Here is a 19,831-nt window from a genome sequence, read left to right as displayed (position 1 = left end):
CCATAAACCAGTAGTAACCAACAATCAGCTAAAATAGAGACTTGATGTTCAGGAGAGTAATCAGGTTACTGGCCTACTTACACGACCTGATGTGCCTCCTGCTGATTAACACTCGCTTGTCATCACCTATATGGCCAGTGAAAGCGCAGGCGTTAAGCCGGCTGCAGGGTTGACCTGAACGTTTGCCATCAGGCCCTATGGCCGAAACCCACAGGGGTTAGCGCAGCAGAACTGACGACCCGGTAACGCCGGGGAGCCGAAGGAGAGCATGAGCATCAGGATTTAAAAACTGTCAGCAGTCAGATACTGACTCGGTGTCTGTTTAATTACGCCTGCCAGCATGAGTTTGTTATGAAAAATGCTGCTGTCGGTTTACTCCAGTCCGCAATAACTTAAAATCGCGAATCATTATTCGAATTTTCCTGCTGTCCCCGCAGATTTTTGTGAATCCCGATAATCCATCTGTAATCTTGTAAGCTGGTCTTTGCATCCGTTTTGTAAAGCAAAAATATCCAGGATATTGCTGGCAGATGTCGTTTGCACTGTCTGTTAGCTGGATTAAAATACGATTAGCAACAGCTAACGAAGCGGATTATACTGGTTTATCCACTCATCCCGGAGGTAGATACTGACGTGAAGGATACATACTACAACGATACAAGAATCAATTTGTTAATCCAGAATGAACTGAATGCATTCTTTGAGGATTACAAGGGTATTATCTATGCCTACGCCATTATGAACAAGAAAGACCCTTCACAGATGCGTATTATTAATAACAACCCTGAGTGGTTCGATATCTACCTGGAAAGAAAATATCAGTTTATTGATCCTGTCATTATTCAGAGCTTACGTTCTATTGAAGATTTCTTTTGGGAAAACAACGTTATTCTGTCAGGCGGCTACAATCTCACGCGAATTTTCAATGAAAGTTTTCAATATAATATTTTCCAGGGACAGACATTCCCTCTGCATGACTACCTGAACAACCTGGCTTTGCTATCCATTATCAGTCAGAAAGATTCTGGTATTGACATGGAAAAAAATCGTTCGAAAATAGTTAGTTTTCTTATTAAATTGCATCAGAAAACGCTTAACTTATACAGTCAACACCATCAGAAAAAAAACGTTTTTTTGTCACCGCGTGAGCGGCAAATACTTAAGTGGGTCGGCGCCGGGAAAACATACGCCGAAGTTGCGGTCATTTTATCTATTGCGGAACGCACCGTAAAATTTCATATGGGCAACGTCATGAAAAAGCTCGGAGTGAATAACGCCACACATGCGGTAAAACTTGGCACGGAGCTCCGGCTGCTGGACAACTGAGCCAGCGTTACGGGTTAAAGATGGCGTAAATGCCGGGACATCTCACGAAGCCAGCCACTGGCTTTGTCCCTGGTGATAATATCTTCCACGATGCTCATGCTGGCAGGCATGAAAATGTAGTAGATAACTTCCCCTTTTTCAGAAAGGCCTTTCTGAATAACTTCTATTTTCCAGTTTGCATGGCGAAATATTGCATACATGCCGCGACTTGCCACAGCGTACATCCCCCGATAGTTTCTCTTCATGCAATAAAAAATCATTGCAAGGAATAACACTTTACTGGCGGGCAAGCCATGAAGGCCTGCAGAGTCACGTCTTTCTTTATCTAAAAACAGCCGGCTAATCTCACAACAGGGGATATCTGTGGGGAGACCACTTATACCCTCGAAATATTCATGAAAAATTTCGCTCATCATCGTCGGCTGCGTCGAATCTATAAACCGTGCACCACATAGCAACTTCCCGTTATGCATGCCCAGCAGGTAAGTCGTATTTTCGTTGTCAAATTGATCCTTTTCCATGCCGTCAATGCATTCGACTTTCCAGTCGAGCCTCTCACGAAATGTTTTTCTTCTGAGCCGGTAGAGTTCGGTTGATAATTCTGGCGGAAATTCATCGTAATCACGCAAAAAAAACTCAATAGCAGAATTCATTCATTCATTCCTGATAATCACACATGGGAACCATTACCCCTGTCTTTTAAGACAGCTTTTATTACACCTGCGCAGACCCTATACTTAAAAAAGTACCTGACCACCAGGCACTCACCATGCTTAGCGGTCAGGAGGTCAAAGACCAAGTCAACACCAGGGAAAACCCACCCGCGATTATCTGATATTTCAGGTACCGGGTACAGAGTGCAATAAGCGCTCAAACGATAATTATATTAAAATACGAAAAACATCAATTAAATATAGTTTAATTATTGCCCTTTATAATTTTAAGGGGCAAGCTTTCCTGTTGCATTGACTAAAGCAACTATTATCTAATCTGTGATACAGGTTAACCGGGGGTTTCCCCGCCTGACACTAATCAGTTGCTGAAGACATCGCCACCAAACTGTTCAGCCGTTATACGAAACCCCTCACTATTATCGTTACAGATACCGCCAGCAGCGAGTAACCGGCCGACGTTTTTGATGTTAAGCGTTCCATAGGTTACTGGCTGTCTCCCGCCTCCCACGCTGAGCTGCCTTAATGAAGTTGGCGCAGGTTTTCCGTCAGAGCGTCGGTGATCGCGCTTACTCACTGCAGGATTAAACGCACCGATAATGTTTTCGCTCCACCGAATCTGAAGGCATTTTCATTGCCGCAAATTAACTTACCGTTGTCGTCAATGTAAAACAGCCCGGCGGACAGAACAGACACATCATTCAGGCATACCACATCACCACACTCTATCATGGCTTTTAGTTGTTCCTTTGACCGCTCTCTGTGTCTGGAAAGCATTCCGGATTATCCCTCGACAGGAAAATAAGACGGTTTTCTGGCAGGCTCAATCCCGTATAAGCATCCCTGTGTTGTCTCTTTCATTCCCAGGGGGATAATCGGACTGCAGGAAAGTGAATTAAACAATCAGGCAACGAAAACCCGATGTCCCGGTGGTGGATACACCAGAAAACGGTGAGCAGGTTATAATGCAACTCAATCACGCATGCACGTATTTTTGGGCAAGAAAACCCAAGGTTTAGCCATACATGTCTTAATAATTTAATGCACAATGTGAGCGAATTTACATGATTCAATTTATAAGTAATTTTTTAACTTCTGCCAGAATTAATTCACACCTTATAAAAATCATTTCTTAGTGTTAAGTTGCTTCTCAATCGCTCTGACTATAATCTGATAACCAATGAGTGTTACCATTGTACATATCACTAATAGCGCAATCCCCACGAAACCCTCAATATCGCGTTGATTAAATAGCTTTGCTAACTCTGTCCAAAACTGCTGCTCTCCTTGTGTCGATGGATCTGACGGTCTTACCAGAAGGAACGTCATTACAAACAAAGATACTGCGATAAGGATTCTAAACCCCGCTGGGACACGTTTTGCTTCCATTTAAAACCACCTCAATTGTGCCAAAAGACATTAGTCCATTACGTAATTTCACTTGTGAAGTAGAGAGTAATGCTTGCCGAATAGCGATGAAATCAGTTCTGTGTTGCAAAGTGATACAACCTAAAGATACACCAAGAGGCCCGCGAGGATGTAGTCTGAAATTCCCTCGCTCTACATTATTAACCCACATATGGTCATCTATCCTTCCATCATCACGATACAAAGCAAACCATTCATACTTGATAACTGGCGTTGAAGTAGGCCATGAGTAGAAATCATGCAAGTCAGTTCGGATTATACCTTTCCAGCCACCGGTTGGGCGCTTAACGATGTGATATAAACCATCAGGTATTGGCCCGTTGTCTGGAACTGCAATGCATCCTGCACGATTGCGATATTCCCTGTTACCAGAGTACGCCATAAACGTCCCTATCCCATACATGAGTAAAGGTGAGTAATCTGCATCATTGACAGTGAAAATTCCTTTTAATGCCATGTCTGGTTCCTTCTACTTTGATCATTTTATAGATGAGTGTGATTTATCATAATGCCTCATCATAAAATGAAAATGATCTGCGTCTAATATTCAACACAATCATGAGTTAGTGATATATCTAATATTTACTGTGTTTCTGTTTCGCCAACGTGCTGAAAACTCTGATAGACTTTGATAACTCAGTGCTGAATGTAGATAACACTCGTTATAATTCTACCGCCAGATTTCCTGCACCAGGTTTAGAAAGTAGCTTTGTGAATAGTATGCTTACAGAGAGTTTCGGGGCAAAAAAATCGGCTCTGGCCTCACGAAGGATGCTGATTTGGAAAGCCATTTTTATACGCACGTCTTCAAATTTCCGATGAAGACAGCACTAACATTGCAATATGTTAATTAATGGTGAGCAGGTCAAAACCAGTCAAAGTGATGGCATTCTGTTCGCCACGTAATATTTAACATCATCGTAAGCTGGCGATGACCGCTGAAGATGGTCAGGTATTGAATATTCGCTTCGTTCAGAGAATGGTATACCGTGCATTAACTTTGTATCACAGCGGTATAGCTTTAAGTTCAGCGATAACGTTTCTTTGCGGTCAGGTAATAAGGCGCTGGTCTGCAAGGAGGAAAATGTGGTCAACAGCGAAGAAAGTTAGGCAGCTGATGTATTTGTGGAAGTGATCGCGTCCTGACATTTAACCGCTCCCGATGCGATGTCGGGAGCGGCTTTTCATTCACACGACTTTCTGTTTACCGGCAATAACCTGAATAAACTCCTGAACCTGCTTTTGTTTCCGCGCTGACAGCTTGCATACCTGGCGCAGAGACTGCATCAGTTCGCTCTCCTGCCGGGCAGTGAGAACAATACAACCCTCCATTACCTTTACATCTACTGCTGTGCCAGTGGCAAAACCGGCAGCTTCCAGCCATTGTCCTTTCATGGTGATGGCGGGTATCCGGCTGTAATCCGGATAGCGGCTTGCATAGCTAACGGTTAATTGCCGGTTATCTGCAGGAGAGACTTCTGGTTCAGAGAGTTGTGCAATAGAATGGGCGTCAGTCATGATTACTATTCTCCGTAAATAGTAGTTGTGATTAGCGGCGCGGGTGTGTTGGCGCACATCCGTGCCGCGCTAAATACCTGTATATATCATCAGGAAAGAGAAGAAAAGTCCAGCTAAAAACAGTGTGAAATAAGTAAGTTATAAAATCATTTTAATATAAAGCGTAAGTTTTATCTGGCAGGAAATAATAAGAAGCGCACCAGGAAAAAACATCAATAACATTAGTCCCGGATATCAGAAAATCACCAACAGCTATTCTTCCTGACTCAATAAATAGAGAGTTATCAGGGAGAGTTTAACTTTCTTCCTCATTGTATTCTTCCCAGGTTACTGCACTAATCCTTACAATCTCATATGGTTGCTCATGAGATGGTGTTTCAATACATTTAATAATTTTCACGGCCTCAATTTTTCAGTGTATGTCTTAAAGCCGATTCCTCCCAATTATCGAGGTTAAAATTGTTCTTTCTGTGCCGTGATTCAGTCAGGTTTCCATTTAATGCTGCAGCCAGTACAACTCACTCAAACCAATACCTTCAACCCATGCTTCTGCACTACGGTAAGCAATTTCAGCGATAATCCACCTAGACGCTTTACCCCACTTTCCCATTTCTGCATCGTTGACACACTGGTGTTCAGATAGCTGGCAAAAACGGGCTGGCTGACGTTCAGCTACTCACGCAACGCCTTAATCTCGATGGGTTGCAGCTCATCCACATTGTTGAGGCACGCTTTATCAAAGTTGCGCATCGTTTCCTGCGGGATAGCATCGACGGTTAATAATCCAGAAGCCGCGCTGTGGATGGCCTCAAATGCAGGACTCTTAAATTTACTTTTTGCAGTCATGGCAAATCTCCACCAGTTCTTTACTCTTAATCAGTGCCGTGATCTTTTCATCGCTAAGAGCAGCATAGTGCTTTGCTAACTCGCGAAATCCGGCCAGTTCGCGATTATCAATATTTGCCATATCCTGTTTGGCATAAAGAAACTTGTAAAACCAGTGCTCCCCACCTTTCGCCAGGATAATGGCGCGATCGCGATTCTGGTTCAGGTGCTTCTTATAAACACCACCACCAGGATGATTGGTATTTTTCCTCTATAACCTCTATGTCAGAGGTGCCAGACAATAATTTACATGTAATCCCAAAATACCTTTTGATTAGTCGCCTGGATATCGCCAGACACTTCACTCTTCTTAAATGAAGGGATAGTCTTAAACCTCACTCAACATCGGTCGTTTTGTAAGCTGTGTGCAATGGTAGCGCTAATAGGGACATTATGCTTCATTACTATCAGGCAAAATCAGTGGATGATATCTACCTTGATGACATTCCCAACATCATCCACCCGGATATGGCAGCGCGTTACCTTGAGGAGACCGCTCGGCCAAATAGAATCATCCGGGAGTGGGATTTACCGGGCAATTATGGTCTTTTTGTCAGCCGATATCGTCAGTTCCACTTTCAGCAGCCCTGGATGGCATACCGGGACGTGCTGGATGACATTCGATCCGGGAAGGTTGTTTTACTGGGAAATGACGCAATTGGTCATGTCATTACGGGGGTGCAAACATCCTCTGGCAACCTCCGAAATGACCTGCCTTTGTTTCTCCACTCCCGGCTTAGCTACCTCATCACACATCAACTAAAACGTCCGGTGTACTGCGTTCTTCCGTCAGCACCCATTCAACATGCCCAGGCTGCAAAAACCATCAACAGTAAAGCAGCGGGTCGGCTTCTGGCCGCTGGGGGTGTTTACAACGGCAATATTGAGGGATTCAGGAAGACCGCAGAGCAACTCGGCGGGGATGCACCAGCGGGTTACGAACAGGTCATGGATAACAAAGGGTTACTTATCACCGGCGCATCTGTTGCTGCCGGGCTGACAATGGGAAGAATGCGATTTCCTGAGTTAGAGAAACCAGAAGCATTCGGGGCTAAAGGCACATTTACGTCAAGAACATTTGACCCAGAAAAAGCAGGTGGTGCAATAGAGCACCTGACAACAGACGGAATAAAAATCACTCATGAAGGGATCCAAATCGTAGAAAAACACATATCACGGTTTGATCCCGATCCTGGCAACGACTTTATGGTTTCCAGATTGAAAAAAATTGCAAACGGTGAAATACCTCCTGAAAAAGTAGACTTGAATTACTATACTCATGAGTGTCGAGAATATCAGCGTTACTGTAATTTAGGTTGGGAAACAGGCAGGCCAGCCGATGACATTGAATCTTATGATTTATGGAACAACACGCACACTGCAACTCTCGAAGATTATAGAATAACTGGCGATGACCTTTATCATCCGGATGCCCCATCATGGTAAACAACACTGAACTAAACATTCTTAAGCTGTTAGCTTCAAGAAATGACGTAAATTGGAATTGGTATAATCTTGATCGCGCTATGTCAAAGCGAAAAATGGATGGAGTGGGTAATGTTGCACGGCTTATTAGGGGCTTATCCGAAGCAGGATTAGTTGACATAATACCAAGAACCCCAGCAGGTATGGATCACTATCAGATATCAGAGCAAGGCTCTCGACTTCTGGAAGAGCTTGATCATCAAGATTTAATCCAGACCGATTTATCATAACAGTCGTTTCAGGAACCGCCTCAGAAGCTCTGTTGGCGGTTCAGCCATTCATTTTTGGTTAATGGCTTGATGAAGCATCTCGCCTTAAAACATTCCGGGAAGGCGTCATTCACACTTGACATAATTTCTCATGATATCAAAGAAATACGTGTTAACTACTACAAAGCTTAACGTCCTGAAAGTCATGGCAGAAAAAGACATAGACTGGACATGGATGATACTGGATCGCACCCTTGCTACACGGGGTGTTCCCGGATTTAGCAATGTTGCGACGATAGTAACCAACCTGATGAACGATGGAATGGTAGATACTGTTTATAACGAAAACTAATCAAAGCCAAGGTATCGCGTATCTGAGCGAGGACACCAGTTATTGGGACAAATCGGCAAGGTTATAAACCCATCCGATATCCCATGATTTGTGGCTAATTATCATGGATACGAGATATCTCAGGCTTTGCTGTACGGGCCTTCATATAACCATGGCTACGAAAAATCTTTCTTCCGGGTCATGTGCAGGTAAAACCTTATCAAAACGGGATGGACCCCAAGATCTGCCTGCATCCATTACCTGATGGGGGTTGAGGCAGGTTGATTCAGGCTTTGGAAGCATAAATCCCAGACACAAAAAAAGCCGCCCTTAAGCGACTTAAATTTGCATACCTGGTGCGAAGGCTGGACTTGAAAAACAGAACTAACAAACTGATTTTAAATAATATTTTTTTAAAAAGACTTTATAACGGCCCCCATTTTGACCCCGTGTCACATTCCGCATTATAGCTAGCGGTCTTTTCTACTATAGCCATCAAATATCTATATCAAATTGTTGTACACAGTGTCGGACACGATGTCTAAACCCAGAGTGAACAGTGTTTTTGGTTGACTTTTATTAAAAAATTTTGTAGTGACAAAATGGTAAACTTCCCGAGAAAAAAAATGTATAATATACCAAATAAAAATTATTCCCTTTAAAAACATCAAGTTGGTGATTAAATGAATGGTAAATTGATAGTTCGCTTAGTCGAAGCCGCTTTGGCTGGTAAACTTGAGCAAGTAAAAATTATCACTAACTTACTAAGCAGTGAGATGCTCAACTATGATCCAGAATCTAGTAAGTCTTTGAAAAAAATGGTATCTGGTTCACTACGTTCAGCCCCCGAGCGGGTCAACCCACATCCAATAAAACCTGTAAATGAGAATGGCTTGTTTCTTTTAAACCAAGCTACTGACACATCAACTAACGAATTGATTTTATCTGAGGAAAACGAAAGCAAAATTTCCCAGATCATTAAAGAGCATGAAAATTCAAAAAAATTGCAAAGTCATGGCCTAAGTCCTATCAAAACAATTTTATTCAATGGCCCTCCTGGTGTTGGTAAGACTTTAACTGCAAAATGGCTCGCAAAAAAAATGAATATTCCATTGCGAATTGTAGATTTAGCTTCCGTAATGAGTAGTTTATTAGGAAAAACTGGAAATAACATTAAAAGTGTGTTTGAAGATGCAGCAAGTACTCCCTGTGTACTTTTATTAGATGAATTTGATGCAATTGCCAAAAAAAGAGCCGATCAACATGATGTTGGCGAATTAAAAAGATTATTAACAGTATTACTTCAACTTATTGACTCTTGGCCTAGCTCATCAATTCTAATAGCTGCGACAAACCACCCCGAGCTATTAGATCCTGCGGTATGGAGAAGGTTTGAATTAAAGCTCGACTTTTCTAACCCTGATAGCGAACAAGTAAAAAAATACTTATTTGAAATTACTAAAGAGAAGCGAATAGCTAATCTCTACTTTTTATTTCCAGGCATGTCTTACAGCGAAATAAAAAATGAAATAATGAAATGTAAAAAAATATCAATTCTCGATGGGAAAGATTTTGCCTATCAATTAATAGTAAATTCGACAGGCAGTGAATTATCTTTTTCATTAGACGAAAAGAAAATAATTGCAAAAAACTTAGTAAATGCAAAAATATCACAACGGAAAGTTTCAGAGCTTCTAAATATATCAAGGCCAACGATTAAAAAAGCCTTAGCTGACTAATCTTCTACATAAATAAGGACATCACATGAAAAAAGTAGTTTTGGGTAGCGGCGAAAAATATGCTTTTGACAATGTTTACAGAGGGAGACCAGTAGGGGATGAACCCAGACCTTATCCTTATTCGGTATCATCCAGCCGAGTATCAAAAAAAGTCTCTGACACCTTAAAGGTTGCACAGACACTACCAAAGGAGGCTACTCCAGATGATGAAATTGTTACTGCGGTAACTTTGCATCCTAGCTTTTTAGCCAAAAGTTATTATCCAACTTCCTTGTTAAAAGACTATTCTCTTACGAGTTTAGGCAGTAAAGAAGTCTTTGTGAAACCAGAAAAGGCCGCCAATAAAGAGCAAGCCCTAAAGCCAGTATCAACCTCCGTATACTATTTAGCTGGTAAAAAAACTTCTTTTGAACGCCTATTGTCTGACATTTCAAAAAATACAATTAGCGAGCAATCTAGCGTTGATATTGGTAAGATTGAAGACCTTACCCTCTTTAGCAGCGAGCAAAAAATAAAAAAACACGCTGAGAGCGGAACTCACACCTATGAAGTAGTTTTACATTTACAAAAAGATGACATAAAAAAATTGAATTACTTTTTGCACTATATTAATACTCTAGATGGTTCTATTTCTAAAGATAAAATTAGATACGTGGGCGATTTAGCATTTTGCTTTGTCAAAATAGACGATAAAAAAATAATTGATTTAGCTAACTTTTCCTTTGTGCGCGTTATAAGAATAGCGCCAAAAATAAATCTTTTTAATTCTTCTCCTCAAGATAGGAAAATTGGCAACAGTTCGCATAAGGAATTTAAAGATCATATTAATAAAAATATTGATTCTAATGACTTAGGCAATGCTAATGTCGCAATTTTTGACGGAGGTTTATTTTATGATAAGTTGACATCTCCATCCTTAAGATATTTTGACCTAACATTAAGCAGCGATAGTGATTCTGAAATATTCACTCATGGCGAATTAGTCACTTCAGCCATTATGTATGGGACAATTGAAGAAATATCTTCTGAAAATCATGAGATTATTAATGTAGATCATTATAAAGTTTATTGTGAAGAAGACGAGGATGATGTAGGCCTCGTTGATGTTTTAGATAGAATTTGTTCGGTACTTGAAACTAAGAATTATAAAATTGCGAATATTAGCCTTGGCCCAGAAGTACCAGCACCTGATGATGAACCAAATCTGTGGACGTCTACCCTTGACAAAATAGCAGGAGATGGTTCTATCCTTCTAATAATTGCAGCAGGAAATACAGGAGGAATACTAAAAAGTTCGCCTCAAGATTATGATCTTGCTCGCATTCAGCCTCCGGCAGATATGTTGAATGGTTTAAGTATTGGCTCGGCAAACTCAAATGCTAATATTTGGGAAAGAGCAAACTACAGTAGTATCGGACCCGGTCGTCGTCCCGGTTATGTTAAACCAGATGCGCTATTTTTCGGTGGAGATGATGAGCCAACAGGTCAAAAGTTAAGATTGCTTGGCTTATATGATTTCGAAGAGAAACTAAAATTTGGCACAAGTTACGCAGCTCCTTTGGTGACACGTTTAGCAGCCCGTTTAGATAATATGACATTAGGAAAAATGAATGTCGCGACGCTACGAGCGCTTTTAATTCATTCAACAGAATCAACTCCTGATAAAAAAGGCTGCGGATGGGGTAGGATCACAGATAATATCGAGAACTATGTTTTTTGTAATGAAAACACTGTTACTATTATCTATCAGGGTACGCTAAAGAAAAGTAGCGGTGTCCGTGCGGCTATACCCTGCCCTGAATCATTGAAGCTGAGTAAGACCAAGATTGATTTATCTGCAACGTTATGTTTCTACACGGAAGTTGACCATAAGCATCCTGTAAGTTATTCACGTGCAGGTATAGAAGTTACATTCAGACCGCATAGCGAAAAGTTTAAGCTTAATATTGAAACTGGAAAAATGGCTACTGAGGCTAATACGAGATCTCTTTTTAATAAAGAAAATATTTTAGGCAATGAACAGAGTCTTCGTAAAGACGCTCATAAATGGGAAACATGTTATAAAGTTAATGACACTTTTCAGGCATCTACGATAAATGATCCAGCTTTGGACATTAAATATTTAACTCGTGATGAAGGACATTCATTGACAAGTAAAGAAATGGCTTCGCTACCAATCTTGAGCTATTCTCTGGTTATAACATTAAGCACTAGAAAAAAAACAAATATTTATGATGACATTGTAAACGAATATAAATTATTACAACCAATATCAGTAACTATTACGCCAGATGTCACCGTATAGCGTAGAGGTATAATATGAAAAGAAATTCAATAAGTTATACAGCGTTAAGAGATAGCGAGGCAAAATCTACTGAACGATTTTACCACGATCTCTCTACTAAAACGCTTAAATGCATTGGACGTATTACTTCGTTTGATACGGGGTCTTCGACTAATATTGCAGAGATAAAATCCTATATGGGGATAAATTATAATGCGCTTGCTATTATAGTTTCCAATTTAAAAAAATTAGGCTATATCACTCTTTTTTTAGACAAGAACAATTCGCAAGAGGTTAATAGCGGCGTAGGGCCTGACCACTTGAATATTAAGTTAACCAAGGAAGGGCTAAATGCGATCCTTAACAACACACTCTAAAGCACAAGGATGGGGCTGCCCCCCCATCCTTAAATCATTGATAAAAATATCATTACTAGCAGCATTGCTAGTAATGTTCAATAAGTATTTTCCTTTGGAAATTCCGCAAGGCAACAACGATTATTTGTATGTTTTTCTAATAGGGATTTTATTGAGTGCCATTGAATTAGGCTCACGCTATAAAGATGAGCCAATTTCAGTAATGACATGTTTTCCCGGTGCATTCTATTTAGTGATAAATGCTCTTATCTGTTGCTTAGGCCTTTTCTTTATTAATACATTTGGAACTCATGAATCCATAACCAAAACAATGGGGGTGGCTAATGAAAACGAATTTAGCACTCATGTAGCAAATATATTATATGCTTCTTTTGGAAGTTTTTTTGTAATGCGCAGTTCATTTCTTAAATTAGGCAGCGATAATTCTCAATCTCAGGTTGACTTAGGTCTTAATATAATTCTAAAAAAGATGATAGATATGATCGATAGACAGGTTGATAGAGATCAAGCACGTCGTCGTTCAAAAGATATAACAAGAATTTTGAAAGATGTTAGTTTCGATTCTTTATCATCGAGAATTCATCCATTTTGTATGCAAGTAATGCAAAACATTCCTGAAACAGAAATAGAAAGTTTATTCAGAGAATTAAAAGAAATTAGTGCATCTGATGACTGTGATGAATCTAAAAAGATGGCTATCGGCCTGCAAATATACAACATAGTTGGCAAGCGGTTGTTTGCTTCAATCATTGAAGATCTTGAGTTGATACAAAAACCATCTAATGATGATAATCCTCAAGCTCCTTCAGGAAATGACTTTTCTCATTCTTTTAGCGACATACTTGAACAAGTAAATTCGAAATCCCCATAGCGCGCAATGCTATCCCCGCCACGCCTGCCCGCTTTATGCATCACTTTTCATGCAGGTGCATGCTACGGGCTTGGCCGCGCCCGGCATGGCCTGAACGAGGCAAAGCGATGCATGTTTTTGCATGCAGATCCATGCACGCTATGCATGCATCACTCCTTACAAAGCGGCTGGCCAGAAAAAGGGCTTCAGAAAGACAAACGACAGACACAAAAAAACCGCTGGTCGGGCAGCGGCTGTACGGCATTAATGAACCTGGCGGAATGCAGAACCATAACGGCCCAGCGTCTGCCGTTCCCTGGCCGGTTCGGGTGGCGCTTCTGGTACGTTTTCCGGCTGTGGCGGTGCGGTGATCACCTTTGTGATGCTCTCATTCGTCTTGAAGGTGCATGAGCAGTCAAGGTTAGTGCACTGGTGATAACGCTCTTTTACCTGCTCTGACATATAACGGCTCGATTTGGTATGTGCCGCGCTTTTGCAGTATTGGACAGTGCATCATTTCTGGCTGCCCTCCTGAAGATTTGCACGCTGTGCCCGGATTGATTCAGCCAGCTTCTGGCGGCGCATAGGCTTGCGGTAAAGCTCCATATCAATACCCGTTAACGGCGGGTGATACAGACCAATATTCTCCAGTAGCGGAGCCTCTTCCATTACGCTGTCCGGCATCCAACCGACCGCTTTGCTCAACTTCACGCAAAGGATGCAATAGATCCCGTGTCGTTAAGTCGGCAATGTTCCGCTTTCCGATGGCTGGAAGTATGTTGCGCTCTATATCCCGCCATACTCTCTCTGCATGGCCATCCGACCAGCGCTTGTTACTCGCATGCCAGTCGCGAGCCACCTTCTCAAAAGTGTTAAGTGCAGCCTGCTCTTGTTGTTTAATTTCTTCTTTTTTGGCATTGGGGCTGATGCCATCGGCAAGTAGAAGGTGGATTTCATCGCGTTTTTCGCGCGCTTTAGCCAGCGTGATCAGAGGGTATGCGCCGAGTGCAGCTCTACTCTCTTTGCCTTCATAGCGATATTTAAGATACCAGCGTTTGGATCCGCTTGGTTTGATAAGAAGGTATAGCCCATGACCATCCGTGAGCTTGTATTCTTTTTCGCGAGGCTTTGCGGTACGGGCCGCAACGTCAGTTATAGGCATGATTTGGGGGTCAAAAGTTTATCGAAGCGAAGTGACCCCTATCTTGACCCCCAACTATGCTGGATGTCAACGGATGTGCCCGGACGAATTGGGACCAAAAAAAAGCCTTTCGGCTTTAATTTTAGGGACTTATGGACTGTCCCGGACGTTCTCGTATCTCTTGCTGGTGCCGAAGGCCGGAATCGAACCGGCACGCCTCGCGGCGGTTGATTTTGAATCAACTGCGTCTACCGATTTCGCCACTTCGGCACTGAAGGGTATGCGGAAAACGTTGAGGATTATACCGTTACCCCCTGTTTCCGCAACCCTTATCCGCAGGCAGTGGTGCAACTGCTGAAAAAACCGTCTTTTGGGTTCTCCGGGACACTGCGTGACATCCTTGTCAGAAATTCTTCACTCACCCTCGCCCGCCGTAAAGCAGTCGCTTCAGAACTCATGTTTCATTAGCAAAACAATAGCTCTAACCCGAAACAGCCTTCACGTCCGTTACCAGCGTAGGCAGATCCCAGGTGCCGCCCGCATGGATATAACGACACATGCCGGTCCCGCCCTCATAGCTTTTGCGGAAAGCCTGGCCATCCCATACCCAGCTTTCCTGGCTCATGCAGTCCCCGATACCCCGGCCTTTCTGCACATTGGTAATCTCGCCCTTGTCGTAATCTGAGCCTGAAATCGTCACCAGATCAGGCTTGCCTTTGAGTTGGTTATCAATGACCCAGTAGCCATATCCTTCGTTATAAGCAGCACGCCAGCAGAGCGCCGAAAGCAAAGCGTGGCTGTCATCCAATGGCGTAAGAGTCAGTCCGTCAGTTTCCGGATCACTGTTTTCTGCAGGTGAATACAGGCTGTCGCACGTGTCATCGTCATTATGATTGACCGTTGCAAGCAGTCGGGTTTTCAGCGCGTCGATTTCCGAGGCGGTCAGCAAACGGGGTTCGCCGCTTAGGGTTTTTGCCGCCTGAATAACCGGTGCGGGCACAGCCTTAGCCACGCTGCTTTCCGGTTTACTGCCCTTTTTGGTGAGCGCGCCTGGCGTACCGATACGGCCCTGCACGTCGTCCGCTTTCAGCAGCACGGCATAAGCGCCTTCGCCGGAAAGCAGGAATGGCTTTGTGCCGCCTTTAAACTCGACTTTACCGCTGCCTTTGACGGCGATGATTACCGCGGAGGTCTGGCTGGCCGACATTCGCCAGTTGTCATCAGCCGCCACCAGATCGCCAGCTGATTTTCCGTTGATCCACAGCGTCAGCTTTTCCGCCGGTTTGCTGTCATCTTCGGTGTCGCCCAGCGTCACCTCTCCCACTGTCTCCGTTCCCGGTCCAGCGGCACGGGTGAGCAGGATCGAGCCAGACGGATCCTCTTCTTTGGCATAACCTGCAATGCGGCAGGTAAGGGTGTTATCACAGACAACTTCCCAGTCTTTGTGCTCAAGCGTTTTTCCGCTCTGGGCGGCCTGAGCCGACAGGGAGAACGCCGCCAGCACTAAAAGCATCGGTTTACAGTTCACTTTATTCCCTTATGTTTTATTTCTGATATCAGCATAGGTATCACTCTGCCACCACGGATGCGAGGAAATCAAAAGCTAGCGTTATTTGATGACATTGATCAATGCCAGCATCTGCGCTTCTGACAACTACCAGTGATTAGCCGTTTGCATCGCTGCGCCTGCAGGCTCGCCATTTAGCCACAGCGTAATTTTTTACCGGCTTTTCGATTTCACTGTCCTGCGGCAGGATAATTTTGCCAGAGCTACCTCTCTCCGCGTCAGCCGCATGCCTAAGTAACACGCCGCCAATATTCTCTTATGTGCTCTGGCCGCCGATACAATAGGTGAAGGTATTATCGCAGACCAATGATCATGTCTTGTGATAAAAGGATAAGTCGCTTTCCTGGGCGAAAGCCGGAGCGGTAGAAATAGCCTGTACAGTAAAAAATTTATAAAAAGGATGCTCATAGTTATTAACAGGCTGCGTTGTTATAACCCCATTATATTGACAGGCCTTCCGATTGACAGGCGCATAACCAAATAATGATAGATTTATAATTCTATTGAAATCAAAGCCCATGCCCCTGTTTTCTCTCGATCCTCATGAATAGATCCTTTACACTGTGATATATAAGTTTTCCTTGTCATTAAGCGCACATATCGCTGATGGACCTATACACTGCCTCAGGGACGGTTAAAGTGGATAAGCAACAAGCATTACGCATTCTTAGCAGCTGGCATCTTATTGAATTCTTTCAAACCTATAACGTTGAGGAAGAAGAAAACAGCATTCAGATCCCTGCATCAGAGCTGGAAAGCTGTAGCGACGCTTTATTGCCGTGGCTGAATGAAGCACAGCGCGAAAAGGCCGGAATAAAAAATGCGGATGTGCGTTATGTTCTTCATCTGGGATTGTTCCCTAAAAATGAGGCCGAGCTACTAAGCGAAAAGCTTTTTGGTGAAGAGGACTCTCCTCTTGCCAGCTACGAGCAGGAACAGCGACTGGATACGGAAGGTATGACCTGCTTCGCTAAACTGACCGTTGATAAAGAAGGAACGCCTGATTTTAAAGGCCTTTCAGTCAGCACCTTGCCCTGGGCGCTTGGCAAGCTTTCGCAGGGGTCTGCGGCTAAACTCTCCCTTGAGGCTTTCCGCAGCAGGAATACGTTGTTAACTGAGCAGTTGAACCGGCTCACTCATTTGTTACCGGTTCATCCACAGTCCGGTAAATCTTATCTGAATGCCGCCGCCCTGACAGGGCTTTTGGAGATTTTATGTCAGTGGGCGCAATATTCTCCCTCTTCGCCTTTTGCTTTGCAGCTTGACTGGTATCCCTTAAAAGCTTCTCGCTCAACAGAGAAAAATACACCGCGCCTGACACTGGAAAAAACCGAACAGAATCGAAGCGAGCAAAGCGACCTGACAGTCGTCGGTGAGGCAGAAGAAGAGCAGGAAAGTAGCGCTGAAGTCCTGCCTATACTCAACAGTTTTTTCCTGGAGGATTTAGAACGAGCTATGCTGGCCGTGGCTCAGGATGAAGGCGGCAAAGCGCTACATCAATATCTTTCAATTCGTCAGAATCGTCACAGCGATCTTTATTCCCCTAAAGGTCTGGAAACGATTGTTCGCCATCTGGCACCGCAGCATACACCGCATGGTCGCTGGCCATCCGATCCCCGCTTCAGCCTGTCGCTGATGCAGCAGTTTTCCATCAATACAGTCCTTCAGGAGTTGGATGAAGGCGGCCTGCTCTCGGTAAACGGCCCTCCGGGAACAGGGAAAACCACCATGCTGCGTGACCTGATGGCGCACAATGTGGTTGAACGCGCCAAAGTCCTGACTTCTTTAAAACAGGCAACCGATGCCTTTAACGAAGACGGATTTTTGATCAAAAGCCTGACTGGTTTTGAAATTGTGGTAGCGTCTTCTAATAATGCAGCAGTAGAAAATATCTCTCGCGAACTGCCCCAGCGTAAATCTCTGGCCGAAGAGTTCTGCAAAACGGACTATTTGCGTGCAGTCGCTAATCAGTTAAGCGCACGGGAAAACAAAAAGGGTCAGCTCCTTCCCCTCTCGGAAGAGGAGCAGTGCTGGGGATTAATTGCAGCGATCATGGGCAATAAAAAGAACCGGACTAAATTCGTCAATCGATTCTTTTTTACTACGCATTTTGATAAAGACAGTACTGAAGAATCCAATCGCCCGGATGAGTTTAATTTTCTTAATCACTGGCGCTGGTGTAAAACGGCTAAGCCCCTTTCCTTCTTGCAGGCTAAAGAAAAATTTAACGCAGCGCTTGCAGAAGTGGAACAGTCACAACAGAAACTACAGCAGCTGGATGAGTTGACCACCTGGCTGGCTAAATACAGCGATCGCAAAATAATTAATGCTCTGGAAATAAAACATCAAGAGACGGTTTCACACCGGAACCAGGCAGAAAGTAAGCAGAGGCTGCTTCAGCAATCCGCCAATATTTTGGAAGAGAAAGTCAGCATTCTGCATGAAGAATACCAGGCATTACAGAAGCGTAATCCTGGCTGGCTGCAGCGTTTATTCAATCGAAAGCACTATCAGAGCTTTCTTCAGCAGTTGGAAGCGAAAAATCTTGAGCTAATTAATGAACGCAAAAAAAGACTGGCTGCACGCGAGCAACTGAGTGTGTCAGAAAATCATTTGTCGCAATGTATTGAGAATGAAAAAGCCGCGAAGCAAACCTGGACAGACGCCAAAACAGCATTGCATGACGCCACTCTGCATCAGGCGAAACTTAGAGAAGAACTCCCCGGCGTCATTATCCCCGGACCGGAACACAGCATTGAGGATGCAGATACACAGCGCTACGCTTTCTGGCAGAACGAAACCATCAACCGTCAGCGGTCTTTGTTATTTATTGCGGCAATGGAACTACATCAGGCCTGGCTGGCAGAAGTCTCCAGACACGGTAACTTCCGCAAAAAACTTTTTAAAATGGGCGCCTTTTTGAGTGCTCCCGGCTCTGAAGCCAATACTTTGGGCATGTGGCAGCTTCTGTTTATGATAGTGCCCGTTGTTTCAACCACCTTTGCTTCGCTGGGGCGTATGTTCAATGGTGTATCGGAAGCGCAATTGGGTTGGCTGATGATAGATGAAGCGGGTCAGGCGCTGCCACAGGCGGCGGTCGGCGCACTATGGCGTGCCAGACGTGTACTGGTGGTAGGTGATCCTTTACAGATTGAGCCGGTGTTTATCACTCCACCACGTCTGACAAAATATCTGACCGAGGCGACACTCGCTAATAATGCTGAAGAGTGGACTCCCGCAAAATGGTCGGTACAGCAGATTGCCGATCGCGCTAATCCGTATGGCTGTACATTGACGGTGATGAACAAGCCAGTGTGGGTTGGCATTCCTTTATGGGTTCATCGTCGCTGCATCGAACCTATGTTCAGCATCGCGAACCAGATAGCCTACGATAACCGTATGATCCACGGGCTGGAAGATCAGGCCATAGTCAGCCAGCCGCTTAAAAATGGCCTGAGCAACTGCTGGTACTCATCGGAAGGAGAGTGCATTCGTAAGCAATACAAATCAGAACTGGCTCGAGACACTGAAGACCTTCTCCTGAGGCTTTCTGACGCTGGCTATAAGCTTGCCGATATCTATGTTATTACGCCATTTAAAGCGGTGCGGGCAGGACTTTTAGATGCCCTGCAGCGACCAGATGTCTTAAATAAACTTGTCAGTAAAACAGCATTATCACGAACCGACCTGAAGGCGTGGCGCGGAAAAAATGTGGGAACCGTGCATACTTTTCAGGGCAAGGAAAATGACATTGTCATTCTTGTACTGGGCTGCGACGTGGCTCATCAGGGCGGCGCAGATTGGGCGGCAAGCAAACCTAACCTGCTGAACGTTGCACTCACCAGAGCAAAAAACAATATTTTCGTGATTGGTGACAGGAACGTATGGGCTGATAAGGCAGGGTTTGATGTTGTGGCACAGGCGCTCCCTGACAAAACGCTTATTTAATCAGCGCTCTGATAGATAGGGCCATACGGCCCGAACCGGGCCAACATAAATTGTTTCCGCGATTTAAAGACG

The 19,831-nt window shown here is 43.8% G+C and carries 13 protein-coding genes, 1 tRNA gene and 4 pseudogenes; 9 read left to right on the top strand and 9 right to left on the bottom strand.

All coding sequences use genetic code 11. From position 1 onward, the window contains the following. The first annotated feature begins 633 nt into the window (after positions 1-633). Positions 634-1,326, top strand: coding sequence for a LuxR family transcriptional regulator (locus tag FOV68_RS15970; protein ID WP_143991196.1), 693 nt, complete (start codon positions 634-636; stop codon positions 1,324-1,326). 14 nt (positions 1,327-1,340) lie between these two features. Here the strand turns inward: FOV68_RS15970 and FOV68_RS15965 are convergent, their stop codons facing one another. The 5 genes and pseudogenes from FOV68_RS15965 to FOV68_RS15945 all read right to left on the bottom strand — a co-directional run. Next, the gene (locus FOV68_RS15965) at positions 1,341-1,979 is read right to left on the bottom strand and encodes an acyl-homoserine-lactone synthase (RefSeq protein ID WP_031593697.1); all 639 of its coding nucleotides are present in this window, start codon (positions 1,977-1,979) and stop codon (positions 1,341-1,343) included. A 1,375-nt stretch (positions 1,980-3,354) separates the two neighbouring features. Beyond that, positions 3,355-3,882 (bottom strand): DUF2778 domain-containing protein, encoded by a 528-nt coding sequence (locus tag FOV68_RS15960; RefSeq protein WP_073970690.1) that lies wholly within the window; start codon positions 3,880-3,882, stop codon positions 3,355-3,357. Positions 3,883-4,613: 731 nt separating this feature from the next. Continuing rightward, positions 4,614-4,943, bottom strand: coding sequence for an endoribonuclease SymE (symE, locus tag FOV68_RS15955; protein ID WP_031593698.1), 330 nt, complete (start codon positions 4,941-4,943; stop codon positions 4,614-4,616). Positions 4,944-5,465: 522 nt separating this feature from the next. Beyond that, positions 5,466-5,789: pseudogene (locus tag FOV68_RS15950) on the bottom strand (helix-turn-helix domain-containing protein). Beyond that, positions 5,773-6,018: pseudogene (locus FOV68_RS15945) on the bottom strand (type II toxin-antitoxin system RelE/ParE family toxin); the annotation flags it as partial. The pseudogenes FOV68_RS15950 and FOV68_RS15945, both read right to left, overlap by 17 nt. Positions 6,019-6,221: 203 nt before the next feature. On the opposite strand from FOV68_RS15945, the gene FOV68_RS15940 reads away from it, so the two are divergent. The 7 genes and pseudogenes from FOV68_RS15940 to FOV68_RS15910 all read left to right on the top strand — a co-directional run bounded on the left by FOV68_RS15940 (position 6,222) and on the right by FOV68_RS15910 (position 13,124). Continuing rightward, complete coding sequence (locus FOV68_RS15940; protein ID WP_143991194.1) at positions 6,222-7,274, top strand: hypothetical protein; 1,053 nt, start codon at positions 6,222-6,224, stop codon at positions 7,272-7,274. Further along, on the top strand, positions 7,268-7,543 hold the full coding sequence (locus FOV68_RS15935) for a hypothetical protein (protein ID WP_033759756.1): 276 nt from the start codon (positions 7,268-7,270) through the stop codon (positions 7,541-7,543). Before FOV68_RS15940 ends, FOV68_RS15935 begins: the two co-directional genes overlap by 7 nt. A 130-nt stretch (positions 7,544-7,673) precedes the next feature. Continuing rightward, positions 7,674-7,871, top strand: a pseudogene (locus FOV68_RS24415) (MarR family transcriptional regulator); the annotation flags it as partial. 665 nt (positions 7,872-8,536) lie between these two features. After that, on the top strand, positions 8,537-9,592 hold the full coding sequence (locus FOV68_RS15925; RefSeq protein WP_143991193.1) for an AAA family ATPase: 1,056 nt from the start codon (positions 8,537-8,539) through the stop codon (positions 9,590-9,592). Between the two features lie 25 nt (positions 9,593-9,617). After that, positions 9,618-11,897 carry a S8 family peptidase gene (locus FOV68_RS15920; protein WP_143991192.1) on the top strand — a complete coding sequence of 760 codons (2,280 nt, stop codon included), beginning with the start codon at positions 9,618-9,620 and terminating at the stop codon, positions 11,895-11,897. A 14-nt stretch (positions 11,898-11,911) separates the two neighbouring features. After that, positions 11,912-12,253, top strand: a complete 342-nt coding sequence (locus FOV68_RS15915) for an Rrf2 family transcriptional regulator (protein ID WP_143991191.1) — start codon at positions 11,912-11,914, stop codon at positions 12,251-12,253. Continuing rightward, positions 12,228-13,124 carry a hypothetical protein gene (locus tag FOV68_RS15910; protein ID WP_143991190.1) on the top strand — a complete coding sequence of 299 codons (897 nt, stop codon included), beginning with the start codon at positions 12,228-12,230 and terminating at the stop codon, positions 13,122-13,124. The genes FOV68_RS15915 and FOV68_RS15910 overlap by 26 nt, the downstream gene beginning before the upstream one ends. Before the next feature lie 243 nt (positions 13,125-13,367). Here the strand turns inward: FOV68_RS15910 and FOV68_RS15905 are convergent. From FOV68_RS15905 to FOV68_RS15890, 4 genes and pseudogenes are all read right to left on the bottom strand, one after another. Next, positions 13,368-13,620: pseudogene (locus FOV68_RS15905) on the bottom strand (ogr/Delta-like zinc finger family protein). A 90-nt stretch (positions 13,621-13,710) separates the two neighbouring features. Next, positions 13,711-14,265: an integrase arm-type DNA-binding domain-containing protein gene (locus tag FOV68_RS15900; protein ID WP_143991189.1), complete on the bottom strand. Its 555-nt coding sequence runs from the start codon at positions 14,263-14,265 to the stop codon at positions 13,711-13,713. Positions 14,266-14,429: 164 nt separating this feature from the next. Beyond that, positions 14,430-14,514 (bottom strand) — tRNA-Leu (locus tag FOV68_RS15895). A 211-nt stretch (positions 14,515-14,725) separates the two neighbouring features. Beyond that, on the bottom strand, positions 14,726-15,757 hold the full coding sequence (locus FOV68_RS15890; RefSeq protein WP_143991207.1) for a DUF1176 domain-containing protein: 1,032 nt from the start codon (positions 15,755-15,757) through the stop codon (positions 14,726-14,728). A gap of 693 nt (positions 15,758-16,450) precedes the next feature. On the opposite strand from FOV68_RS15890, the gene FOV68_RS15885 reads away from it, so the two are divergent. Continuing rightward, the gene (locus FOV68_RS15885) at positions 16,451-19,759 is read left to right on the top strand and encodes an ATP-binding protein (protein WP_186289755.1); all 3,309 of its coding nucleotides are present in this window, start codon (positions 16,451-16,453) and stop codon (positions 19,757-19,759) included. The last annotated feature ends 72 nt before the right edge of the window (positions 19,760-19,831 follow it).

The organism is Pantoea sp. paga, assembly GCF_007558755.1.
Lineage (GTDB): Bacteria > Pseudomonadota > Gammaproteobacteria > Enterobacterales > Enterobacteriaceae > Pantoea > Pantoea agglomerans.
The sequence above is the reverse complement of the archived record's forward strand: the minus strand, read 5'-3'. Positions and strand labels throughout refer to the sequence as shown.